Origin of the sequence: Sphingobacterium paucimobilis HER1398 (genome assembly GCF_000416985.1) — a bacterium.
In the GTDB taxonomy this organism is placed as follows: domain Bacteria; phylum Bacteroidota; class Bacteroidia; order Sphingobacteriales; family Sphingobacteriaceae; genus Sphingobacterium; species Sphingobacterium paucimobilis.
Genome location: NZ_ATDL01000016.1, coordinates 1 through 23144, shown reverse-complemented (window position 1 = coordinate 23144; position 23144 = coordinate 1). Strand labels below are relative to the sequence as shown.

Below are 23144 nucleotides of genomic sequence, written 5' to 3'. Positions count from 1 at the left end.
TTCTTATCTAGGCAATGCATATATTACTCCTAACGTCAGAGCTTGGCTGTACTGTATTTTGGATGCTTCGTCGTAGTTGTATACTAGAATTCCAGATAACGATACATTAACCAAACTAGTCACTTTGGCGCTTAATGTTGCATCCAATCTATGGTCGGGATCTGTTACATCTTTATAGTCAGCAAAGAGATTATAACGTGCTTTTAGGTTCAGATTCTGAGATAGATTGCGATCTAGGTTTGCTGTAATCTGAAAAGCGAGGTCATTTTTAAAACTCTGTCCCGGCTTCAGCCCCCATTTTTCCTGATCTTTACCAATAGGCTTATTATTAGGGTAACGTTCTGCGTATTCAGCTATCGTCAACGGTTTAACACGATCATCTAACACTAGTGTCTGACGTGCTGTACCTGTACCTAAACGAAGTGAAAATGTTTTATCCGGCTTGTATTCTACCCCGAATGATTCTGTAAAATAACCTGGCCCCATAAAACTTGAAACCGTTTCCTTTACGATTTCATTTCCATCAGTATCCTTGTCATATGTATATCCCAAATCAAACTGTGACTCGAAGGTAAAGGAAAAATAAAGCGCCCATGTATTGGTAAATTTATAGGCCAACTTATTATCCCAAAATATACGGTCGTTATTCTTCTTTGCTAGTGGTTTAAACTCTCCTTTTTTTCCAAAGTTTTGAATCTTACCATATTTCAGATCCACCTCTGACACAAAGTTAAATCGATCCCTATTATAATCAGATTTGTGCCAAAAAGTTCCACCCACCGCTATTGAACTTACCCCACCTGCATTCCAATTGTCACTAAATGTCGCTTGGTTTAGGTTCAGCCCAAACTTTGTCCAATGTTTCCAATAATCAACTTCGAGTCCCAATTTAGGAATCGGCACATTTATTTGTTTAATTTGTACACCTTTGGTTGTATCCGCATTTAATCTTTTTGTATTGGGATCTTCTCGCAGTCCTTTTAGATCTACCTGAGAAAAAGCCTGTACACTGCAAAAAATTGCTAGAAAGCTTAAAAATAAGGGTAAATGTCTCATCATATACGATTACTAATATTCTTTATTGATATCTATATTATTCAAGTCTGGCAACGGTTTAATATAAGGTACAAACTTGAAATACTCATATTTGGACTTTATATAGCTCACCATTTGATAATGTGTTGCCAAAGATACAAAATCATACGAAGGTCTGTATCTTACCATAAAGTTATCCAGAGGCTCCCCCTCAAGTCCAGTTACTCCTTTAATCAACTCTTTGGAAAAGCGAATATCGACTATATTTTCCTCATATTCCTTTTGAAAATACTTCGTTAATCTCCGAGCATTTTTCGCCTCTTTACTGAACAAGTTGTATATCGCATTTATACTCAACCCCGCCCCTGTAGGACCTACACTGAAGTAGCTGCCGGGGTCGGCTAATTTATAGGCTTTATCGTAATCCCTATATCTCTCCGCTAGAATTTGCTCAGGCGTCTTTCTGGCAACAACTGTTACGGGATCGATATATATAGAAGTCTTTTTTAAATTAAAAATGAGGACTTTCTCTCCTTGGTAGGTTAGCGTATCGCTAAAATAATGTTCTTTTTGCGCTATAATCTGATCACCAGGCTGCATCTCCAAGGCGAACTCTCCTCTTGAGTTATTAAAGACATTTGCACCGGAAGTCTTATTCATCATTAATACCCGACCGATTCGCTGTTTAGTATCTTTATCAAAAATCAGCCCTTCTACCTTTTGCTGGGAATAAATAGGTCCACAAACGAAAAGCAGCAGCCACAACAGTACTATGTTTAGATTGGTCTTCACAACTGTAAATCTACATTATTACCGAATAAAACACTATAATTTTAACAATGTTTTACTTCTATTTGGTAATCACAAGCAGTTGCCCTATTGACAATATATCATCTGAAAGGTTGTTTAACTGCTTAATCTGGTCGACTGTAACATTATACTGACGACTGATACTATACAGTGTCTGAGCAGGTTTTACTTCATGAATGACCATAGCAACTGGCGATTTAATCTGCTCAGGCTTTGTGATGGGGTCCGTTTCGATTTTAGTTTCGATTACTCTTTCTACCTTCTCTTCACGACGTCCCTTCTCTACATAGGTTTCGCCTCTGTCGTATTTGTAAAGCTCATACCGTTCTATTAAATCAACCAATAGCTCGGGATACCTCGGGTTGGTCGCATAGCCTGCATCCTTTAACCCTCTCGCCCAACCTTTGTAATCATTTCTATTCAGTGTAAATAGCTTCTCATAACGTTTGCGTAACAGGAACTGCGAATGATCTTTAAAGGATTGCTCGGGATTGTCATAAACACGAAAACAATCGTTTGGGTTATCATCGGCTCTCCTTACACTTTTCCCGTTCCAGACACCTCCGCATTTTATTCCAAAGTGATTATTCGCTTCCCTTGCTAAATAGGAGTTTCCATTTCCAGATTCCAACAGAGCCTGAGCTAACTTGATACTAGCAGGTATACCATAAAGATTCATTTCCCGAATAGCAACATCTTTATACTGCTCAATATAAGAAAGTCCTGATGTAGAGGTTCCTCCTTTGCTCGCACTAGGTCTAGATGAAGAAGTACCCGACGATGAGGGATGTGATAATACCGTTCTTTTTTTTGAAGCACAAGAACCCAACAAGCCCAATAGGACGACAGATAACAATAGAAATCTCATCAATTTTTAAAAAGTATATAAATCTACTAATTTATATCCAATTCATCCAAATCGTACCTATCAATCGTGTTCAGAACCTTGCTACTCCAGCCTTTGGTCGCCGAATAGCCGGAGCGGGCGATACCTTTGACCCAAGCGGTATAGTCTTGAGGAGAATATTTTTCAAACAAAGGTTGTGTAGCCTTTCTTCTCTTTAGGAGTCCTACAAAATCATTATAAGAAGCCCATACAGATTCATAACCTTTGTAGGCGGATCTTATCACTGAACTGTTGTTCTTTCCCTTGATTCCAAAATGATTGTTTAAATGATTGGCAATCCGACTATTGCCATAAGCACTTTCATGAATAGCGACTGCTAAAATCACAGATGCTGGCACACCTGTCTCGCGCATAAGCTGCTGTGCGACGCTCTTGTGCTGCTCGATGTAACTTGAGGGACTAAACTTCTTTTGTCCCAATAGTGTCGTTACTGAAGCGAAACACAATACTAGTAGCAGCAATGCTCTGCTGCATAAAGATTTTTGCATTTTTTACTTTTTAGTTCAACCATTACTTTTTGCGTAACACAAAAAGCCCGTCTCTGATTGGCAAAATCAATTTTTCTACACGATTGTCTTTTGCCAAGGTGGCGTTCAATTCTAAGACTTGTCTTGTTTGATTGTCCGGATTGCTCTCAAAGACCTTTCCTTTCCACAATACATTGTCCAATAAAATAACACCTCCTGTTGGAATCCGATCTATTAACATTTCATAATAAACCAAATTCCGCTTTTTATCTGCATCGATAAACACTAAATCAAACTCGCCTTCTATCGTTGGGATTACATTGATGGCATCCCCTATGTGATACTGAATCTGTGAAGCATATTCAGAGCGTTCAAAATATCCTGAAACTCGCTCTTCCTGCTCTTCATTAATATCGATAGTATGAAGAGTACCATCTTTGGTCAACCCTTCCGCTAGACATAACGTCGCGTAACCTGTAAAAGTACCTACCTCTAGAATTTTTTTTGGAGCAAGCATCTTGCTAATCATAGACAAGACACGCCCTTGATAATGTCCCGATAACATATGGGGCATCGTCTCTTTCAAATATGTTTCTCTATTTATAACGCCCAGCAACGCGTCCTCTGCATCACAAGTCTCTTCTAAATAGCCACTTACCTCTTCTTGATTTTGAAACATGGCTGCGAATTTACGGAACAATTTTAGAAAACAAATTATTTTTACTCCTGCTTTCAGGTTAGATCAACTGATTCTAGGATATTCCATAATCAAAAAAACCTTGTTTTCAGTCTGAAAACAAGGTTTTTTTAACCACTTATGATTAACTTATGTCCTAAGCTAAGGACGCAGTTATTAATCTTAAAAATTCTGATCGTGTAACATCATTTTGGAATTCTCCTGTAAAAGCGGAAGTTGTTGTAACAGAATTTTGCTTCTGCACACCCCGCATTGCCATACACATATGCTTGCACTCGATCACTACGGCAACTCCTGCTGGATTTAATGTATCCTGAATACAATCTCTGATTTCATTCGTCAACCGTTCCTGTACCTGTAGGCGTCTAGCGAAAGCATCCACGATCCTCGGAATCTTGCTCAACCCCACGATGTGTCCATTAGGAATATAAGCAATATGCGCTTTACCAAAGAATGGCAACATATGATGCTCACACATAGAGTAGACTTCTATATCTTTTACCACAACCATCTGACTATAATCTTCTTCAAACATAGCACTACGAAGTACCTCAGCAGCATCAATATCATATCCATGGGTTAAATATTGTAATGCTTTTGCTACACGTTCTGGTGTTTTGATTAAGCCTTCACGATTTGGATCTTCGCCTATGGCCGACAAAATATCATTATAGTGCGAAGCAATACGTTCCACCTGTTGTCCATTATATTGGTCTATCTTTTTGTAGCCTTCCAATTCTTCATTGAAGTCCGTAAGATTACTCATTTCTTAGCTAATTATTTATGTGATTAATCGCCGAAATATTCGACTGAGTTATTTTCTGTTTCGTACAGTTTTACACTGTGGAGCTGTACATTTTCCTTTTCAAAGTGAGGCTTTAACACATGAAAAATCTCCATGGCAATTATTTCTGTTGATGCCATTTTGCCTTGCATAAAGTCTACATCCAAATTTATATTCTTATGATCCATTTTGTCGATGACCTCTGTATTTATGATACTTTTCATCAGTTTCAAATCAATCAAAAAACCTGTTTCTGGATTTACTGTTCCTTTTACTGTAACATACAATTCATAGTTATGTCCATGCCAATTAGGATTGGAACAATAGCCGAATACAGCTTCATTTTTCTCCTCTGACCAATCTTCGCGATGCAACTTATGGGCAGCACAGAATCTCTCCCGTCTTGTAATGTATATCATATAGGCAAATATACCTTAAAAAACTCTATTTTAGCAGTTAAAAACATAAGAATCCTTTACGAAAATTACAACATATGAAATACTCATATTTAGCGAAGCACAAACACCAATGAGTATTCCATATGATAGATAAAAAACAAATTATACACATATGAAACCATTGATTGTAGCCGCCACCAATGGGGAGATTGCTCCTAGCATTAATTTTCTCACCCAAATGGACATCCCTTATCTAGTTACAGGAGTCGGTATGGTAGCAACGGCTTATCAATTGGGAAAAGCACTTCAGGATATCCGTCCGGATTACGTCCTTAATATTGGTATCGCTGGAGCATTCTCCAAAACAATCCCATTGGGAACAGTTATTCAAACAAAGACTGACCACCTAGCTGAATTAGGTGCAGAAAATGGCGATATTTTCATCCCTATAGAAGAGCTGGGATTTGGGAGAAGCGTGTTTCATTCCACTTCTCCGTCTCAGCTCTCTGTACAATTGCCAAGTTACCAAGGCATCACTGTCAACACTGTTCATGGCAGCCCCATCTCTATAGATCAGATCAGGGAGCGCTTACCTCTTGTTGCGACTGAAAGCATGGAAGGTGCTGCCGTATTTTTTGTCTGCCAAGAGGAAAAGGTACCGTGCTTACAGGTAAGAGCTATCTCTAACTATGTTGAAAAACGGGATAGAAGTACCTGGGATATTGCCTTAGCTATTGAAAATCTAAACCTGTGGCTACAAGAATTCCTCAAATAAAGCAAGTTATAAAGACTTTATTTATTGTGCTATTGGAGGCGCACTGGTAGAGGAACCGACAGCAATATTACATTTCATACGTATGAAATATCATTATTAAATAGTATTTTTGCATATCAAAGGTTAATTAAAACGATTTCAAAACTAATGAGAGAAATTCAATTCAGAGAAGCGCTTCGTGAAGCAATGAACGAAGAAATGCGTAAAGATGAAACTATATTTTTAATGGGGGAGGAAGTTGCTGAGTATAACGGTGCTTATAAGGTAAGCCAGGGTATGCTTGACGAATTCGGCCCAAAACGTATTATTGATACTCCTATTGCTGAATTAGGTTTTGCCGGTATTGCTGTTGGAGCTGCTACACATGGGTTAAAACCTATTGTAGAATTCATGACATTCAACTTCTCATTAGTCGCCATAGACCAGGTTATCAACTCCGCGGCTAAAATTCGTCAAATGTCAGGCGGACAGCTTTCTTGTCCAATCGTATTTCGCGGTCCCACCGGTAATGCCGGACAATTAGGAGCACAGCACTCTCAGAATTTTGAAAACTGGTATGCGAATACACCAGGCTTGAAAGTAGTTGTTCCTTCTAATCCTTACGATGCAAAAGGGCTTTTAAAATCGGCTATCATCGATCCAGACCCAGTAATCTTCATGGAGTCAGAAGTCATGTACGGAGACAAAGGGGCTGTTCCTGAGGAAGAGTACTACCTTCCTATTGGCAAAGCACATACCATTCAAGAAGGAACAGATGTTACTATTGTTTCTTTTGGCAAGATGCTTCCTAGAGTTGTCATTCCAGCTGTCGCAGAATTAGAGAAAGAAGGACTTAGTGTTGAATTAATCGACTTACGTTCAGTACGTCCTATTGATTATAAAGCAATCGTTGAATCGGTTAAAAAAACCAACAGACTGGTTATCGTTGAAGAGGCTTGGCCATTGGCATCAATCTCTTCCGAGATTTCATTCCATGTTCAGAAAAACGCTTTTGACTACCTTGACGCCCCTGTATTACGTGTTACATCTGCCGATGTACCATTAGCATATGCGCCTACATTGGTAGAAGCAACTTTGCCAAGTGTTGCAAAAGTAATCAATGCTGTAAAAGAAGTGACCTACAAAAAATAGCACTAAAAAAGTATATATTTAAAAGGAGCTCATAGGCTCCTTTTTTATTTTAAAACAATATCATTAAAAACTATAAGAATGAAAACATTCTTCACTACCGCACTAATTGCTTTTGCAATACTATTAGACGTACAGGCACAAGAGAAAATTGTCTTTAAGTTGAACCCCGAAAAAGGAAAAGTGATGACCTTCGAAATGAATATGAAGTCAGATATCGAAGGGACACAGAACATGATTATGGATATGAAGATGAAAATGAAGATGTCTGCAACCAACGTCACGGATTCTACTATTCAATATCAAACCAAGTATACACAATTAAAGACAGACATCAACGCTGGATTTATTTCAATATCCTACGATTCTGCTGTTGAACCCAATGATCAAATGGGTAAGACCATGGCAAATCAATTAAAACCACTTCTAGAAAACACGCTGACCATTACCATGAACCATAGGGCCCAAGTTGTCGACATGGATTTCCCCAACGTCCCTGACGCAGCCTTCGATCGCTCGAGTATCCAAGGTATGTCTGTGCCCTATCCGACTCATCCGATTGCTGTTGGAGATTCATGGGAGAACGAAATAGCATTGCCACAACTCGGCATAAAAGGGAAAAACACCAATACTTTTACGGAAAAAACCGTTGATGGTTATAAAATAACTGTTGCAGGGACATACATGGATGATTCTGGTAAGGTTTTGGGCACCACAAGTGGCTACTATATCGTCGATACTAACACCTTTTTCACAAAAACATCTAACATAGATACGGAGCTAGAGGTACAGGGCAACAAAATTAAATCGAGTATGGAACTCAATGAATCTCGATAAAAAAAGGCCTCTTAGTTAAGAGGCCTTTTTTTATCGAGATTGAAATCAAGAATTATGCGTTGATCTCAGATTTATAACCATCAGCTGTCAACAATGCATCTAAATCCGCTGGGTTCTCAAGTTTCACACGGATAATCCATCCCTCACCATATGGGTCAGAGTTTACTAATTCTGGAGATGCATCAATTGCGTCATTCACGGCCAATACTGTAGAGTTAGTAGGCATAAATAAGTCGGACACAGTTTTCACCGCTTCGATTGTACCGAACACTTCGTTCGCAGCCACCTCTTCTCCGACAGTGTTAATATCAACAAAAACAATATCACCTAGCTCGCGTTGAGCAAATTCAGTAATACCGATAACGGCTTCATCGCCTTCTACACGAATCCATTCATGATCCTTTGTGTATTTCAATTCTGCTGGAAAATTCATTATTTCTTCTTTTTTTTCAAAAATATCATTAACAATTGACATTACCAAAAGCGAATATCCGTATTTTTAGAATATGAACAGCCAAATTGAAAAGCTTTATAAAATAAGCAAAAAAGAAAGTCGTTTAATCATCGGTCTCATGTCTGGAACATCATTGGATGGTTTGGATATTGCTCTTTGTAAAATACAAGGAAGCGGTTTTGACACGCAGTTGGAGATACTTCATTTTGACACTCTACCTTATCAAGATGAGTTCAGAAACCATATACGCAAAATATTCGCAAAGCCCGAAATCCAACAACAAGACCTTTGTGGTATCAATCCATATGTGGCTATTGTACACGCTAATCTGATTAACTCTGCTTTAGCGAATTGGAAAATAAACCCGAGCGCTGTAGATCTAATCGCTAGCCATGGGCAGACAGTGTATCACGCTCCTCAATCGCTCACCAAAAACCCAGACCTTCCCAACAGTACACTACAGATCGGCGATGGTGACCATATCGCTGTACACAGCAAAATCATAACTCTATCGGATTTCCGGCAAAAACACATTGCAGCAGGAGGTGAGGGTGCGCCCCTCGCCGCTTATGGCGATTTTCTGCTGTTCACTGACGCTATAGAAAACAGAATACTCCTTAATATCGGGGGCATTTCTAATTTCACCTTCCTTCCCGCTAAAAATTCACCATTAAAAGCCTTCGCAACAGATTTAGGTCCGGGCAATACATTGATGAATCAATACATGTGGCGACATTTTAATAGAGAAATGGACTTAAATGCTGAAATTGCAGCATCAGGAACTGTCAACGAAACTCTTTTAAAACATCTGCTACAAGAAGATTTTCTCGAGCTGGCATTCCCCAAAACGACAGGACCAGAGTTATTCAATCTTGATTACTTAACTATTAAACAGGAAAATTCGGACACACAACATCTGTCTCCACCTGATGTGATGGCAACATTAAACATGTTTTCAGCCTTAGCTATTGCTAATGGTATCCAAAGGCTCACACAAGATCTCAATAACGCAGCCATCTATGTAAGTGGAGGCGGCCTTCATAACCCTTTATTAATGGCTAATATCCGGGCAGGGCTTCCCTCGGTTAAAGTTACTTCTATTGATGAGATCGACATGAATCCAGATGCCAAAGAAGCCTGTCTCTTTGCTGTATTAGCAAATGAAGCCGTAGCAGGCAAACCAGAAAATGTGGCTGGATTGAAAGACTCCCCTGCCGTATGTATGGGCAAGGTCAGTTTTCCATTTTAAGATTCTATGTCGATGGCCTCCTGAATGAATTTTTTAAGTGGATAGATACGCTTACATATATCAACAACGGCATTTATCGAATCTGCCTTTGTAATTTCAGAATTCGTCAGAGACTCGTGTATGATAAAACTCTTTAGTTTAAGCACTTCAATATTCGGATCCTCTGCAGTATACCCTGCAGGGGGTCTGCTTAATTTATCCTCCTGAGACAGGTCTGAAACTGTCCACCGCCCTGCTTGTAGCGCTTTATTCAGCACCTCATAATTGTAATCAATTTCTTGACGGATTGCGTCTAGGTGTTCTTTTTTGGGCCTCCAGTATCCCGCTGCCATAAAAGAATTATTAGGCTCGATATGTATATAATATTCCGGCCCATCAAGCTTCCGTCCGTCTATAGAGATACCTGCTGCTAACCAAGATTTATAAGGAGATTTATCTTTCGAAAAGCGCACATCTCTATAGATCCTAAACATACATTTTGATGCTTTAATATCGGTGTTAATCAACGGATCAAATTTCGACAGCTCCACAATCAGTTTCTCAATAAAAGCCTTTACATCTGCAAGTGCCTCGTCATAGCGTTCTTTATTCGCCTGAAACCATTCTCTGGTATTATTTCGTGCAAGGTCTGCTAGAAATTCAAGTGTAGAAGTCGAAATATTCATAGTTATGCTATCATTAATAAAAACAAAAATACCAAAGGAGCTGCCATTAATAGTCCATCAAACCGATCTAACAATCCGCCATGTCCTGGAAGTATATGACCAGAATCTTTTACACCCAAACTACGTTTTAACATGGACTCCACAAGGTCACCCAAAGTACCAAATACACCAATAATAAGTGCCATGCTCGCCCATTCCCATTTTGTCAAAGAACCGAAATACTGCTCTAGATTAAAAGCAATAGCGACTGCAAATAGGACGCCACCGATAAATCCTTCCCATGTTTTATTAGGCGATATCCGCTCGAATAACTTGCGCTTGCCAAAACTTCTTCCGGCAAGATAGGCTCCTGTATCATTTGACCAGAGAATCAAGAGAAAACCGAGTGGTATATAGTAATTAAAGTTCCCTTTTATAAATCCCAAAGCTAGAAAAAACAGAAATGGAATTCCGGCATAAGTAATTCCCAATAGGGTATAACCAATATCATTAAAGGGAAGTGCCCTTTTTTGGAATAACGCCAAGATAAATATTAAAGAGAAAAATGGAATAAATAACCATACCTTGATAAACGGGATCACTCCCAAACAATGTAAAGCAATAAGACCACTCAAAACAGCAAATGCAAGTATTCCTAGAAAAATCATGGGTTTTACTTCTTCCTTACGGACTATCCCATAAAATTCATATAAACACCAAAGGCCCAGTAATGAGAAGAAGGAAACAAAAACAACTTGTCCCAACAGATGCGCACCGATCAATACGGCTATAAAAAAAAATCCTGTAATAGCTCTAGTTAACATCCTCCGCCCCTATATTATTCTCTTCATTATCCTTAATTAATCGCAATGCTTCTTGTTCCATATCCTCATGAACATAGAGCTCAATCTTTCCGAACAGATAAGATGAATCTTGTTTGTTCAACAGCACAGCATGTACGCCATTTTCTTCCAACATCTGTTTTACGATCTCAGCTTCAACAGCGCTGTTATATACTTGTATTTTTTTCCAATCTTTCTCCATTAGCTTGCTTTTCTTTTGAAATTTTATAAAACCAGATTCCTAAGAGTATCGTTAAAATAAAGCCTCCAATATACACAAATATTGAATAGCTATCGTATGACTGTAAGTCGGCGTATGTTTTCCCTTGGTGAAAATATACGAATGCTACGACTGCAATGGTCGCATTATTCACAAAATGGGCTAATATAGGTATCCAAATATTCTGCGTCCACACAAACATATAACCAAAGAACACACCTAGGATCATCCTAGGGAAAAATCCGAAGAACTGCACATGTATTGCACTAAAGATAATAGCGGAAAGCCACACTGTAATATGATAATTCTTAACGAGGCGTTGTATAATATGCATTAACGAACCCCTGAAATAATATTCCTCAGCAATTGCGGGTACAACAGCTAGAGCGATAATATTTACGAAAAGTAATTCACATTGGTCTACCATTACTATACTTTCCATCAAGTTCGCCATATTATCTTCTTGCAATCGCATCCAAGTCTCGACCCCCTTTAAACTATCTGGAAATGTCATCTGTGCATTTGCACCCCCTATCAGTTGCATGATTGGACCGAATGCAAACAGCAGTGCAATAGCAATGACATAAGCCATTCCATCCTTTCTATTTTCTGTTGGAAAATAATTAAAATAGGGTTCTAATCTTTGAAGAATAAAGGCAGGCAGTAAAAATGTACCAAAAGAACTGGCAATCAATAACGCATACAAAAAGAAGGGGCGATTGGAGAAGGAGGACAGACTGCCTTCATTCTGTAGTACCTCCGCCAATCCTCCATCGGAAAAAATACCCAACAAGAGGATTATGAACTGGACTCCCACACTACAAGCCAGCGTCAATCCCAATAAAATAAGGAGTGAGCTCCATGGGCTATTTGGTCTGCCAATATATTGATTCATGCGCTAAAGTTACTTAATATTTAGAATAACAAAAGGGGGCTAAGCCCCCTTTTACTAATTTTAATTGACACGAATCGGATCTGCCGGTTTCCTTACTTGTTGATAAGGATAAGTCTTCATCTCCTCCAAAAGAAGTTTGACTGTTCGCTCTAATTGAGGATCTCTTCCTTCCAATAAATCTTTAGGCATTTGCTCTACAAAAATATCTGGTGCTACACCTTCATTTTCTATAATATAGTTACCATTCAAGTCGTATACCCCAAAGTTTGGTGAAGTAATGCTACCGCCATCCAACAAAGGTGGATAGCCCGAAATACCGACCAATATCCCCATTGTAGTACGGCCCACTAACTTACCCAATCCTTTAAATCGGAACATGTATGGCATCATATCACCTCCAGAACCTGCATTTTCATTGATAATCATCGCCTTTGGTCCATATATACCATTTCCAGGCGTTGTAAATGATTTACCATCACGAATTCCCCATCCCGCGATAAGCTCTCTTGACAACAGATCTATAACATAATCTGCTACAGAGCCTCCACCATTGTTACGTTCATCTATCAGAAGTGCTTTCTTGTCCATCTGTGAGAAATAGTATCTATTAAAGTTGCTATAGCCTTCCTGTCCGGTATTTGGCATATATACATAAGCAATCTGTCCGTTACTCAACTGATCCACTTTCTTACGGTTTGACTCTACCCAATCCATACTGCGTAGTCCCATTTCACTAGAAAAAGAGATTGGATTTACAACCACTTCTCTTGCTCCTTGAAGAGAAGGCTTCGTATTGATCTTCAATACAACCTGCTTACCCACTCTATTTTCCAAAAGTTTATAGATACTTATGTCTGAAGTCAATTTGACACCATCTACACTGACAATATAACTACCTTCTTTTATATTCAACCCTGGCTCTGCCAAAGGAGCTTTGAAAGAAGGGTTCCAATCTAAGCGCGTAAATATTTTATTGATTTTATAAAATCCATCAACCTGTTCCAAGTCTGCACCAAGAGTTCCAGTACTGACCGATGGAGTCGAAGGTTGATCCCCAGGATAAATATAAGCATGTCCTACTACCAATTCTCCCATCATCTCATTCAATAAATACCCTAAATCTGACCGGTGATTGACATAAGGAAGAAATTTTTCATACTTTGCTTTCACCGCTTCCCAGTTTGCACCGTGCATGTTTTCTACATAGAAAAACTCTTTCTGCATCGCCCACACCTCTCTAAATACCTGTTTCCACTCTGCAGCAGGATCTACTTCAAATTTGAAATTATCTATATTCAATTTTCCCGCAGCTGGCGCAGGCTTCTGTCCGGCATTGACAATGAAGTAGTCTCTACCGGTGGTATACATCATTTTTTTACCATCTGCACTGATACGGAATCCACGAGCATTATCAACAAGTGCTTTATCTTCCATTTTAGTCAGATCAAAGGCTCCTATGGAACTACCACGTTGATAGGTAAGCATGTTCTCTACACTTCCATCCAACCTATAGTAACCTACAGGCAAAGGAAGCGCTACTATGCGGCTATTGATATCATCAAAATCTACTTCCAGTTTCTTTTCTACAGGTTTCGCAGGTTGTTTTGCCTCTTCCTTAACAGAGGTTTTCTTTTTACTATCTTTTTTCTCCGCTACTTTTTCTTCTTTCTTCGGCTCTTCGGCTTTGTCTTCCTTCACCGTTTCCTCATCACTTTCATTTTTGAAAAGCGAAGGAGTCTTTTTTGACAAAATAAAAGCATACACATTAAATTGCGGATTGCGTTCATAAGCAGACATATGCAGGCCTGAATTTGTCAACCCCGTATTTGTACTGGCTATAAAAAACAAGTATTTACCATCTTTACTAAAAGTAGGTTGTGCAACAGCACTCATGCCATCGGTAATCTGATGGGACTGCTTTGTTGTCAAATTATACATAAACGCCGCATTCACGCCGTTATTTAGGCTTTTTACATAAGTAATCCAGTTTGAATCAAAAGACCATGAAGGTTCAAAATGATTGCGTGTACGTCCTGTAATAGAAGCCAGTTTATCGGAATCTACCAATACAACCTTTTTGGAAGCGACATCGACATAATATAGGTTTAAATGTGCGTCATTATAGAACAGCTTCTTGCTATCCGGAGACCACGTTGGTTCAAAGAAAAACAATCCAGTTCCTAGATCTATGTAGGTGGGCTCATCGACAGCCTTCTGGTCACGAAGAACCAATTGATATTTACCGTTCTTATCAGACAGATAAGACACCCACTTACCATTTGGCGACCAAGCGGGGAAACGTTCGTGGCTGCCTACTGAATTAGAGATATTCCTTGCATCTCCTTTTTCTTTAGGGACAGATATTATTTCTCCACGGCTTTCAAACAGTGCACGTTGTCCTGTTGGTGAAAGATCGAAATTACGGATACCAGCTCTCAAGTCCACATATCTTGAACGTTTGAACATAGGATCTGCAGCAAGCGCAATTTTCAGGGTATTTACATTCTTCGTTCCTAAGTCAAGAATATGAATACGACCTTCATATTCAAAAGTAAGTTCGTTGCCAACCCCCTGCAAGGTACGGACATCATAATCTTTGTAGTTTGTTAATTTTTCTACTTTTTTCGATTTTGTATCGTAGCTATAGATATTCACAATCTTATCTCTATCCGATAGAAAATAGATTTTTGAACCTAACCATACAGGCTTTACGTCATTACAATTTTCACCAGGAATAACCTCTACATTTTTGGTTTTGGTATCAAATACCCAGATAGACGGCATACCGCCACCACGGTAACGCTTGAAAGCTACACGATCACGTTCCGTAGGATCAGAGTTCTTGATATAAGCCCAGAAGCGTCCATCTTCAGATGGTGTACCCTGATAGGCTTCAGGCATCATCAGAGGAGTTGCATTCTCTACTGTTAATTTTGTTTTATAGAGTCTAGACCCTAGCGAGTATTGAAACTCACGTGTAGTCTGGAAGTATACTTCTTCATTATTCAACCAACCTCGAACGAGATCCGCTGCAGGGTGAAAAGTAATACGTTTTGGTTCTCCCCCTTCTACAGGAATGGTGTACACATCTGTATTACCATCATAATTCCCCGTAAAAGCGATTTGCTTACCATCAGGAGAAAACATGGGGTTCATCTCGACACCAGGATTAGTGGTCAATCGACGCGGGTTCTGTCCGTTCTTATCAGCGATCCAAATATCACCTCCATAGACAAATGTGACATGTGTCTTACTAATACTAGGATTACGCAGCAATAATGTTTCTTGCTGGGCATGAGCAGCAGAGAGACTTCCAACAGCCAATGCTATACTCAGAAAATTAGAGACTTTTTTAAACATAAAGATATTTTCAAGGTTATTGAATGGCAAATATATTTGATTTTAGCCGAAGAACAGGATTATATCTAAGTTGTTGCAATTAAATGGCGATTGGGATAAAAAAAAGGCTGTTCGTTTTGAACAGCCTCTACTTATATTTTATTGCCTGAATTAATCTTCAGATGCAATTTCTTCATCTACAAGAACACGTCCACAGTGCTCACAGATAATGATTTTCTTACGTTGGCGAATCTCTGATTGCAATTGAGCAGGAATTTTATTGTGACATCCTGAACAACTATCTCTCTCTATAGATACAACAGCTAGACCATTACGGTATGAACCTCTAAGCTTGTTATAAACTTTTAATAGACGTTCTTCGTTTTTCTCTGCAGCAATATCAGCTTTCTTCAAGAATTCCTCTTCCTCGATTTGAGTTTCTGAGGTTATTGTTTCCAACTCTTGTTTCTTGACATCCAGCTCACCTTTAGAGAAATCTAGGTTCTCCTTAGTTTTCTCATAAGCTTCTGTTTTATTTTTAATTTCAAACTCCGCTTCTTTGATACGCTTTTCGCATACTTGAATCTCTAAGCCTTGAATTTCGATCTCTTTGGATATCGCATCGTATTCACGATTGTTTTTCACCTCGTTCAATTGCCCTTCGTATTTTTTGATTGCAGACTGTGCATCTTTAATCATATTCTTACGTTTCACGATTGAATCTTCTAAGTCATCCAATTCCACTCGAATCTTTTCAAGGCGAGTTTCTAGCCCAGCCATTTCGTCCTCTAAGTCGGCAACCTCTATAGGTAGCTCGCCACGTACTTGACGAATCTTATCTATCTTTGTGTGGATCGATTGCAATGCCCACAATGCTTTTAATTTTTGTTCTACGGTTTGTTCCATTAACTGTAGTATTTTATTGGATTTGTGTCTATTTCTGTCAATAGAACAGCAAAGTTAACAAATTTTTTCTGAATAATCTCCAACAATAATTCTTGCGTAAATTGTTCGGATTCGAAATGCCCGATATCGGCTATTACGAGATCCCCTTCCGCATCAAAAAACTCATGGTATTTATAATCTGCGGTAATAAAAATATCTGCGCCAGAACGTTTTGCTTCGTTTAATAAAAAGCCTCCTGCTCCACCACAAACTGCTATTCGCTCTATCGGTTTGTTTGGTAACTCGGTATGGCGGATTACATTCAGTTTCAATCGTTCTTTTAAGTAATGTAGCACGCTACTTGCTTCCATTGGCTCAGCAAGATTTCCGATCACACCTGATCCGACCTGTTGAAGGGTGTTTTCCAGGTTCACGATATGGTAAGCAACTTCTTCATAAGGGTGCGCTGACAACATAGCCACGACAATCTGTCGTTCGATAGGTCCAGGAAAAACAACTTCGATTTTTGTTTCTTCCACCCGTTCTTGTGTCCCCACCGTTCCAATAGCCGGATTTGCTCCGCTCAAAGGTCTAAATGTACCGTATCCGGCAGTATTATAGCTACATTGATCATAGTCCCCTATGCTTCCTGCTCCTGCATCGAAAAGAGCCTGCCTTACGTCTTCTACGTTTGCTCTAGGCACATAGACTACAAGTTTTTTTAATAATCCAGACTTAGGGCTTAGTATGGCTTGGTTTATCAAACCTAGCTTCTCAGCAATCTTTGAACTCACTCCACCAATTATATTATCCAGGTTGGTATGGATGGCATATAAAGCGATATTATTTTTTATGGCTTTCATCACCGTCCGTTCTACATAGTTGCGACCATTGAACTTTTTCAGGCCTTTGAAAACTATGGGATGGTGTGAAATAATCAGATTACATCCCTTTGCAATCGCTTCCTCTACAACGGCCTCTGTACAGTCTAGAGATATCAACGCTTTATGAATCTCATCGTCTGGATGCCCGACAATCAATCCTGAATTGTCATAGGATTCCTGATACGAAAGAGGCGCTATCTGTTCAAGATACTGTGTTATTTCTTTTACCTTCATATAGCTCAATTTTATAGATAACTATCTTCAATTTCTTCCTCAGTTCTGTTTGTTGTATTCCGGTATTGAAAGGGTTCGCGGAGCAGCTTTTTATACTCATATATTTTAAACCAGTATAATATGAAACCAACAAATGCTATTATAGAGGCTATAAAACCAACGAAGACAGGCAAAGGTATATTACTGACCATATATCCTCCTGCATACATGTATCCCTGCTTTTGGGTTGGCTCTTCGTCCACTGCAAGCTGGCGGTCATAGAACTCATTGTTCAACGAATCCGTTAATCTTCGAACAACGACAAAATTCCAATAGATATTGAAAAAAGGTAAGGCAACCAGCCAAGCTTGCTTAGGGAGAATACATCTATTCTCTTCTCTAATTAAATTTAGTGTGGTTCGTATAGTATTGGCAAATAATAGCCATATCAATACTTGGACAATGAAAGCAATTATGAGATAAGGAACGAGCTTCTGAACATCAGGATTCTTTAAGAGTTCTTCCATTTACTGTTTTATCATTTTTTCCGTTTAGTGCCATAGGCGAACATATTCTCCGATGGTCTATCCGGTACTTTTAATTTATCTTTAAAAATACAAAGAGTTAGGCAAATAATAAAAATATTGCCGGAATCTTATGCAATTCGAGCTTGCGGGATTGCCAACCAACTATGGTCCTACTTTCGACAAATTCATCAGGTGCTGTTAGGTTTACAGCCACACAAAGTTTTGTCTCAGGCTTAGCCACTTTCAACAGCTCTTCAAACAATTGATTGTTACGAAATGGTGTTTCGATAAAGATCTGGGTTATCTTTTCTCGTCGACTCTGTGCTTCCAACTCTTTTATCTTTCGGCTCCTATCGCTCTTATCTATTGGCAAATAGCCATGGAATGTAAATTTCTGTCCATTAAACCCGGATGCCATAAGCGCCAATAGAATCGAACTTGGCCCCACTAAAGGGACAACCTGTATGTTGCGACGATGGGCTTCTGCAACGATATCTGCTCCGGGATCCGCAACCCCAGGACAACCGGCTTCTGACATCAATCCCACATCCTTTCCTTTGAGTACATTTGCAAACACCTGGTTATAATCCATTTTTTCGCGCGCATGCTTCCCGAAATCATGAATGATGAGCTCACTTTGGGGAACAGTAAGGCCTGCTGTTTTTAAGAACTTTCGGGCGGTTTTCTCATTCTCAACGATATACTCCGATATTTTAGCGATGACATCGTGATGCAATGGGGTATATGATGCCCTTTCGGCCCCTTCAGCCAAAGGAACTGGAATTAAATAAAGTTTGCCCTTTTCCATGATGCAAACCTACTTAATTTTTCTAAGAAAGTACCAGCCCCATGGCATTGATTGAGGTTATAGGCTACTTTCTCTTAATAAGAACAGTCCCTTTGTACAGTCTCGAATACGTCCCATTTATCGCTGTAACATTGTAATAATAGGTCCCTTCTTTTAGACCATGCCCTGTCCATCCATTTTTATAGTTCGCTTCTCTGAATAATTCTATCCCGAACCGATCTACGACAATCAACTCTACCCGCTCATAACCTTCCATTCCCGAAATCACATAGGTATCGTTTTTACCATCACCATTTGGCGTGAACACATTAGGTATATATAAATCCCGAGGTACGATCTTCAGATAGACTTTAGCCTTAGCAGTAAGCCCATTGCCATCCGTAATTTCATACTCAAACTCATCGTTTCCAACAAAGTCAGCATTAGCTTCGCAGATAATAGCCCCATTTTCTACATACACATTTGTATGTGTGGGTGGCATGACAATCCTGACGCTATTTGTCCGTATCGGTGACGAACCTGGTTTGTCATTTTCTAAAACATGAATAGCTTTGGTATTTCCATAAACTACCACTGCATAATCATCCTTTGCTACGAGTGGGATATTGGACAGTTTGGTGAACCATGTTCCGGACAACGTTTTTCCAGCTTTCGCTTCGACCTCTCTACGTGTATGTATAGCCAGCCTACCTTTCTCTTTAAAATAGGTCACATCTCCAATCCAATTCCCTCCGGCAACATACTGCATCACCTGCGCCGCAGGGTCAACATAAGCAGTACCATTGGATGACACTTGGTGTATCAGGGTATAATCCATAAGCATGGCACGGTCCGCAAATATATTCCAGACTCTATCCATCCCTATCTCTTTGTCTTCAAAATATAATCCCGATGTGAGGTAGTCTGTTACAGCAACATATACTTTACTATTGGGCAAAGATGGCTTCAACACCGCTGGTGTGTAATCATCTTTATCTTTACCGACGGGAAATAAAAACTCCGAATTACTGCGACCATTTTTTTTGATCAGGTGCCCTGATTTTGGGCCGTTGGTCACCACAAATCTTTTGTAGCTGTGGTTTAATATTGTTCCATTTTCTCCTAGCTCAAAATCATGACCATTCAGGAAAATATTAGCCCCATCTACCGCCAAGTTGATTGCTTTTGACAATTTTAATGAAGCCTCATTTTTTTCAACTACTGCCGTTATCCCGTTATCACGATTGGCAACCATATCTGTAAGGTGTAATCCCTCTTCGTTCAACAGCTCGATATTAACATCAATGTAGTTTCCACCATTGGCATCAATATGAGTAGGCTGTGCTGCCCATTGGCTATAAAATGGATTTTTTGCGGGACTATGGATATTCAACACCCCCTTTCCTGATATCTTTGCTGTAGGTGCAATCCAGATATTCTTGACGTATAGATCAAGCTGACCATCTATTTGCCAAACTGCATTTGCATCGATAAACAAAGACTCAGCATATACAGCCTTAAACTGCTTTTCGGTCAAAACCGTCTGCCCATTACTGTACAGCATACTCCCCGCACCATCCTGTCCATGAACGCGAAGGATGGACAACAACACACAAGCATAGATAAAAAAGAACTTCATCATATCTATCTCTTTGTTTTGCTAGGAATATTCGGGTTTATCAAAGATGGCCCCAGTATATAGATACGATGGTCTTCCACCTCTCCAAAATTCACATTATCTACCGGACTGCTTATTTCACCTTCAGAGACATCAAAATAACGCAAGCGTACATAAGTACTATAGGGCTTACGTAAAATTGGCACTTTCCATTGTAACACAGCTTCACCATCTCCGTTTCCATTTATTACGGCAACCGCTCGCTCGCTATCATCAAATCGACCATTGAGATCAAAATCTATCCAGCCCATAACCCGACTCCCTTTTTTAGCGCCTTTATAGGGTATTTTGGCTTCGATTGTATTGCCGGGCATATAATATTGTTTATAAGAAAACCGTCTATATTTTTCCGGCCAGGCATCTTCTTCATTAAGCAATGGGTTTTCGACAGGACTCTTATCATCTCCTAGGGCATCTTTGGAAAACATCGCCCCATTATCTCCATCTGGGGGAGTTGAACCCAAATAGCTTCCCTTCGTCATCTCCAACACACCTGCTTCATAGCCCTTAGTATTGATATCTACAGTCTTTTCGACCTTCTCCTTCTCTGTTGCGGAAGATGATACAGAGGTAATATGGTCGTTCGTGAAAGCAAGGTTTTGCAAAAGATGTATCGGACTTCCATAAGAAGCGGGAGCATCACCTAAATCTATGGAAGGTCTTAACAAACCTAAAGCTAGGGCCGTCAAACCTCCTCCTTTCAGCGTAGCTTTAAAGGACACGGACAGGCTCCCCTTCTCATATGCTTGTTCATTAAAAGCCAGAAACGCCACCGCCCCTGTTTTCTTATCATTTCCTCCTAAAAACTTGATGGTCTGTTTACCATTTAAGCCATTTTCTTTCCGAATATTATAGGGACCGGCATTAAGATTCTTTTGTACCTCGACAACATGCCAGCTTCCCAATGCCTCGGCATAAATATATTCTCTTTGAGGCTCTCCTTTTTTATCCATTGACCCAGCCAATGACTCGGCATCAGCAACTACCATCCCTGGCAATCGGATGGGTGTCCCGTCTATTGCAGCCTTACAGGCAATCGTTATTATAGCCCCTCCCCCTGGATTTGTATTTCTAATTCCAGAGACCATCTTATTCAGCGGTTTGTTATCAGCTGTCCTCGCCCCTCCAATATTGTATAAAATATCCAAAAAATCGCCAGAATCGTCCCCGGTACCAACATAGGTTCCCGGAATATAAGATTCTATCGCCCTATCCTTTGCCTCACTACCATTCGTATTCTGTATTTCTGTAATTTCGGCTTCTATGCATAAGTATTTCCCTTCGCCTAGTGGGATAGAGGCTCTTGATACGGCCCCAACAGAAAGAGGTTCTCCTGCTTTCCCATATGGATAGCCCACGTCTCCCTGCCCCCCCCAGTTTAACCATAGCACTTTATCCCTATTAAGACTCTCTCCTCCTTGCGCAACCGATGCTTTGATGGTATTCTCTTTATAACACTGTGCTTTTAATGCTCGAGGGACGAACAGAATGAAAAAAAACAGCATAAAAAACGTATTACTTTTCACTATAGTCTTAATCATGACACTTATGGTTTTACGGCAAACACCACATTCATAAATGATCCTAAAGTCACGTCTGCATTAGGAGCGATTTTATACGTCAATATACCATCTTGTAAAAGTTTAACCTCTGTAAAAACAGTTTTATCATAAAAAGTTACGTAATAGTCCAACTCATCTGCTGGCAATACTGGCAAAGTTGGCGCGGCATCTGGGCTCGACACACTGGAAGAAGGGTCAGACAGACTAAACTGTTTTTTATAGCTATCGTATAACCGTACTGTAAATACTCCACCATTTTCTGTTATAATAGACGGATCGGTAATCTGGTCTTTAGAAGTAGGCATAACAATGGAAGGCATGTAAAAAAACTTCGGCATGGCCGCTTTTAACTCCTTGATTATATCCTCACCAATACTGACCGTGTATTCAACTTCGTTCCCTTTTACCTTGGTATCGACTTTAGCACCTGCACCTGCCGATACTATTGCTTTCTCTTGATTAAACTGTATTTCCTGTGCAGTTAACAATGCCCCGAAGTCTTTGTCTACTTTGATGATGTTTTTCTCATTTGCACTGACAATCTTGGCTGTAACTTCTGTATCCTTTTCATTCTTATATTTAAGACCCAGGACATCCTGCTTTAATGTAGTGACGGTTTCATTTGGCAAAGAAACTGATTGAAGATGGCCACTAGTGTTCATATATTTCAGTTGATTTTCCCCCGGGTCATATTCGAGATTCGTCATATTCAAAGTAATATCAGTCGCCACCCCTTTCGCATCAACATAAGTCAACGTATTCGTTTTCTCATTGTAAGTGATAGAACCTGTACCTAAATCGAGAACATGGAGAGTACCTTTTTCATCCTGATATTTAAGCTGGTTGGAACCTGAAAGATAGTCCAAAACAGTCAGAGTCTCGTTAGTTCGCACTATATCTCCCAGCATAACAGTCTGAACAACGCCATTGGAATTCTTATAGTTCAAGGTTTTATTATCAGCGTTGTACGTTAGATCTGTCTTGTTCAAGGTAATATCAGTCGTAATCCCTTTCGCATCAACATAAGTCAATGTATTCGTTTTCTCATTGTAAGCGATAGAACCTGTACCTAAATCGAGAACATGGAGAGTACCTTTTTCATCCTGATATTTAAGCTGGTTGGAACC

24 protein-coding genes are annotated in these 23144 nt (G+C 39.6%); 4 read left to right on the top strand and 20 right to left on the bottom strand.

Translation table 11 applies throughout. The features are described from left to right. Positions 1-3 precede the first annotated feature (3 nt). From M472_RS36990 to M472_RS36960, 7 genes are all read right to left on the bottom strand, one after another. Positions 4-1059 (bottom strand): DUF3078 domain-containing protein, encoded by a 1056-nt coding sequence (locus tag M472_RS36990; protein WP_051146142.1) that lies wholly within the window; start codon positions 1057-1059, stop codon positions 4-6. Between the two features lie 9 nt (positions 1060-1068). Continuing rightward, positions 1069-1827 (bottom strand): hypothetical protein, encoded by a 759-nt coding sequence (locus M472_RS36985; RefSeq protein WP_021071019.1) that lies wholly within the window; start codon positions 1825-1827, stop codon positions 1069-1071. A gap of 58 nt (positions 1828-1885) precedes the next feature. Next, positions 1886-2713, bottom strand: coding sequence for a glucosaminidase domain-containing protein (locus M472_RS36980; protein ID WP_021071018.1), 828 nt, complete (start codon positions 2711-2713; stop codon positions 1886-1888). A gap of 26 nt (positions 2714-2739) precedes the next feature. After that, entirely contained in the window at positions 2740-3240 is a 501-nt protein-coding gene (locus tag M472_RS36975; protein WP_022829391.1) for a glucosaminidase domain-containing protein, read from the bottom strand. Between the two features lie 22 nt (positions 3241-3262). Then, positions 3263-3898 carry an O-methyltransferase gene (locus M472_RS36970; protein WP_021071016.1) on the bottom strand — a complete coding sequence of 212 codons (636 nt, stop codon included), beginning with the start codon at positions 3896-3898 and terminating at the stop codon, positions 3263-3265. Between the two features lie 154 nt (positions 3899-4052). Continuing rightward, the gene (gene folE, locus M472_RS36965; protein WP_021071015.1) at positions 4053-4682 is read right to left on the bottom strand and encodes a GTP cyclohydrolase I FolE; all 630 of its coding nucleotides are present in this window, start codon (positions 4680-4682) and stop codon (positions 4053-4055) included. A gap of 23 nt (positions 4683-4705) precedes the next feature. Continuing rightward, positions 4706-5119: a 6-pyruvoyl trahydropterin synthase family protein gene (locus M472_RS36960; protein ID WP_021071014.1), complete on the bottom strand. Its 414-nt coding sequence runs from the start codon at positions 5117-5119 to the stop codon at positions 4706-4708. A gap of 151 nt (positions 5120-5270) precedes the next feature. Here M472_RS36960 and mqnB point away from each other — a divergent pair, with 151 nt between their 5' ends. From mqnB to M472_RS36945, 3 genes are all read left to right on the top strand, one after another. Next, entirely contained in the window at positions 5271-5873 is a 603-nt protein-coding gene (gene mqnB, locus M472_RS36955; protein ID WP_021071013.1) for a futalosine hydrolase, read from the top strand. 147 nt (positions 5874-6020) lie between these two features. Then, positions 6021-7004, top strand: a complete 984-nt coding sequence (locus M472_RS36950; RefSeq protein WP_021071012.1) for a pyruvate dehydrogenase complex E1 component subunit beta — start codon at positions 6021-6023, stop codon at positions 7002-7004. Positions 7005-7082: 78 nt separating this feature from the next. Continuing rightward, positions 7083-7838, top strand: a complete 756-nt coding sequence (locus M472_RS36945) for a DUF6263 family protein (protein ID WP_021071011.1) — start codon at positions 7083-7085, stop codon at positions 7836-7838. Between the two features lie 52 nt (positions 7839-7890). Here the strand turns inward: M472_RS36945 and gcvH are convergent, their stop codons facing one another. Then, the gene (gene gcvH / locus M472_RS36940; protein WP_031301847.1) at positions 7891-8271 is read right to left on the bottom strand and encodes a glycine cleavage system protein GcvH; all 381 of its coding nucleotides are present in this window, start codon (positions 8269-8271) and stop codon (positions 7891-7893) included. A 73-nt stretch (positions 8272-8344) separates the two neighbouring features. On the opposite strand from gcvH, the gene M472_RS36935 reads away from it, so the two are divergent. Beyond that, positions 8345-9541 (top strand): anhydro-N-acetylmuramic acid kinase, encoded by a 1197-nt coding sequence (locus M472_RS36935; RefSeq protein ID WP_021071009.1) that lies wholly within the window; start codon positions 8345-8347, stop codon positions 9539-9541. Here the strand turns inward: M472_RS36935 and M472_RS36930 are convergent. From M472_RS36930 to M472_RS45490, 12 genes are all read right to left on the bottom strand, one after another. Beyond that, on the bottom strand, positions 9538-10206 hold the full coding sequence (locus M472_RS36930) for a DUF2461 domain-containing protein (protein ID WP_021071008.1): 669 nt from the start codon (positions 10204-10206) through the stop codon (positions 9538-9540). The two genes, M472_RS36935 and M472_RS36930, sit on opposite strands and share 4 nt — an antisense overlap. Before the next feature lie 2 nt (positions 10207-10208). Continuing rightward, positions 10209-11009 (bottom strand): phosphatidate cytidylyltransferase, encoded by an 801-nt coding sequence (locus M472_RS36925; RefSeq protein WP_021071007.1) that lies wholly within the window; start codon positions 11007-11009, stop codon positions 10209-10211. Further along, entirely contained in the window at positions 10999-11229 is a 231-nt protein-coding gene (locus M472_RS36920) for a putative signal transducing protein (protein ID WP_021071006.1), read from the bottom strand. Before M472_RS36920 ends, M472_RS36925 begins: the two co-directional genes overlap by 11 nt. Beyond that, positions 11195-12142, bottom strand: a complete 948-nt coding sequence (locus tag M472_RS36915) for a CPBP family intramembrane glutamic endopeptidase (protein ID WP_021071005.1) — start codon at positions 12140-12142, stop codon at positions 11195-11197. Before M472_RS36915 ends, M472_RS36920 begins: the two co-directional genes overlap by 35 nt. 60 nt (positions 12143-12202) lie before the next feature. Continuing rightward, the gene (locus M472_RS36910) at positions 12203-15502 is read right to left on the bottom strand and encodes a S41 family peptidase (protein ID WP_021071004.1); all 3300 of its coding nucleotides are present in this window, start codon (positions 15500-15502) and stop codon (positions 12203-12205) included. Between the two features lie 150 nt (positions 15503-15652). Continuing rightward, entirely contained in the window at positions 15653-16387 is a 735-nt protein-coding gene (locus tag M472_RS36905) for a zinc ribbon domain-containing protein (RefSeq protein ID WP_021071003.1), read from the bottom strand. Next, the gene (locus tag M472_RS36900; protein WP_021071002.1) at positions 16387-17484 is read right to left on the bottom strand and encodes a Nif3-like dinuclear metal center hexameric protein; all 1098 of its coding nucleotides are present in this window, start codon (positions 17482-17484) and stop codon (positions 16387-16389) included. The genes M472_RS36905 and M472_RS36900 overlap by 1 nt, the downstream gene beginning before the upstream one ends. Positions 17485-17495: 11 nt before the next feature. After that, positions 17496-17990 (bottom strand): hypothetical protein, encoded by a 495-nt coding sequence (locus M472_RS36895; RefSeq protein WP_021071001.1) that lies wholly within the window; start codon positions 17988-17990, stop codon positions 17496-17498. A gap of 97 nt (positions 17991-18087) precedes the next feature. Then, positions 18088-18798 carry an SAM-dependent methyltransferase gene (locus M472_RS36890; RefSeq protein WP_021071000.1) on the bottom strand — a complete coding sequence of 237 codons (711 nt, stop codon included), beginning with the start codon at positions 18796-18798 and terminating at the stop codon, positions 18088-18090. A gap of 64 nt (positions 18799-18862) precedes the next feature. Then, positions 18863-20419 carry a T9SS C-terminal target domain-containing protein gene (locus tag M472_RS36885; protein ID WP_022829389.1) on the bottom strand — a complete coding sequence of 519 codons (1557 nt, stop codon included), beginning with the start codon at positions 20417-20419 and terminating at the stop codon, positions 18863-18865. Between the two features lie 2 nt (positions 20420-20421). After that, entirely contained in the window at positions 20422-21996 is a 1575-nt protein-coding gene (locus M472_RS36880; protein ID WP_021070998.1) for a CshA/CshB family fibrillar adhesin-related protein, read from the bottom strand. A 5-nt stretch (positions 21997-22001) separates the two neighbouring features. Further along, on the bottom strand, positions 22002-23144 hold a 1143-nt coding region (locus M472_RS45490; RefSeq protein WP_021070997.1), incomplete at its 5' end, for a hypothetical protein.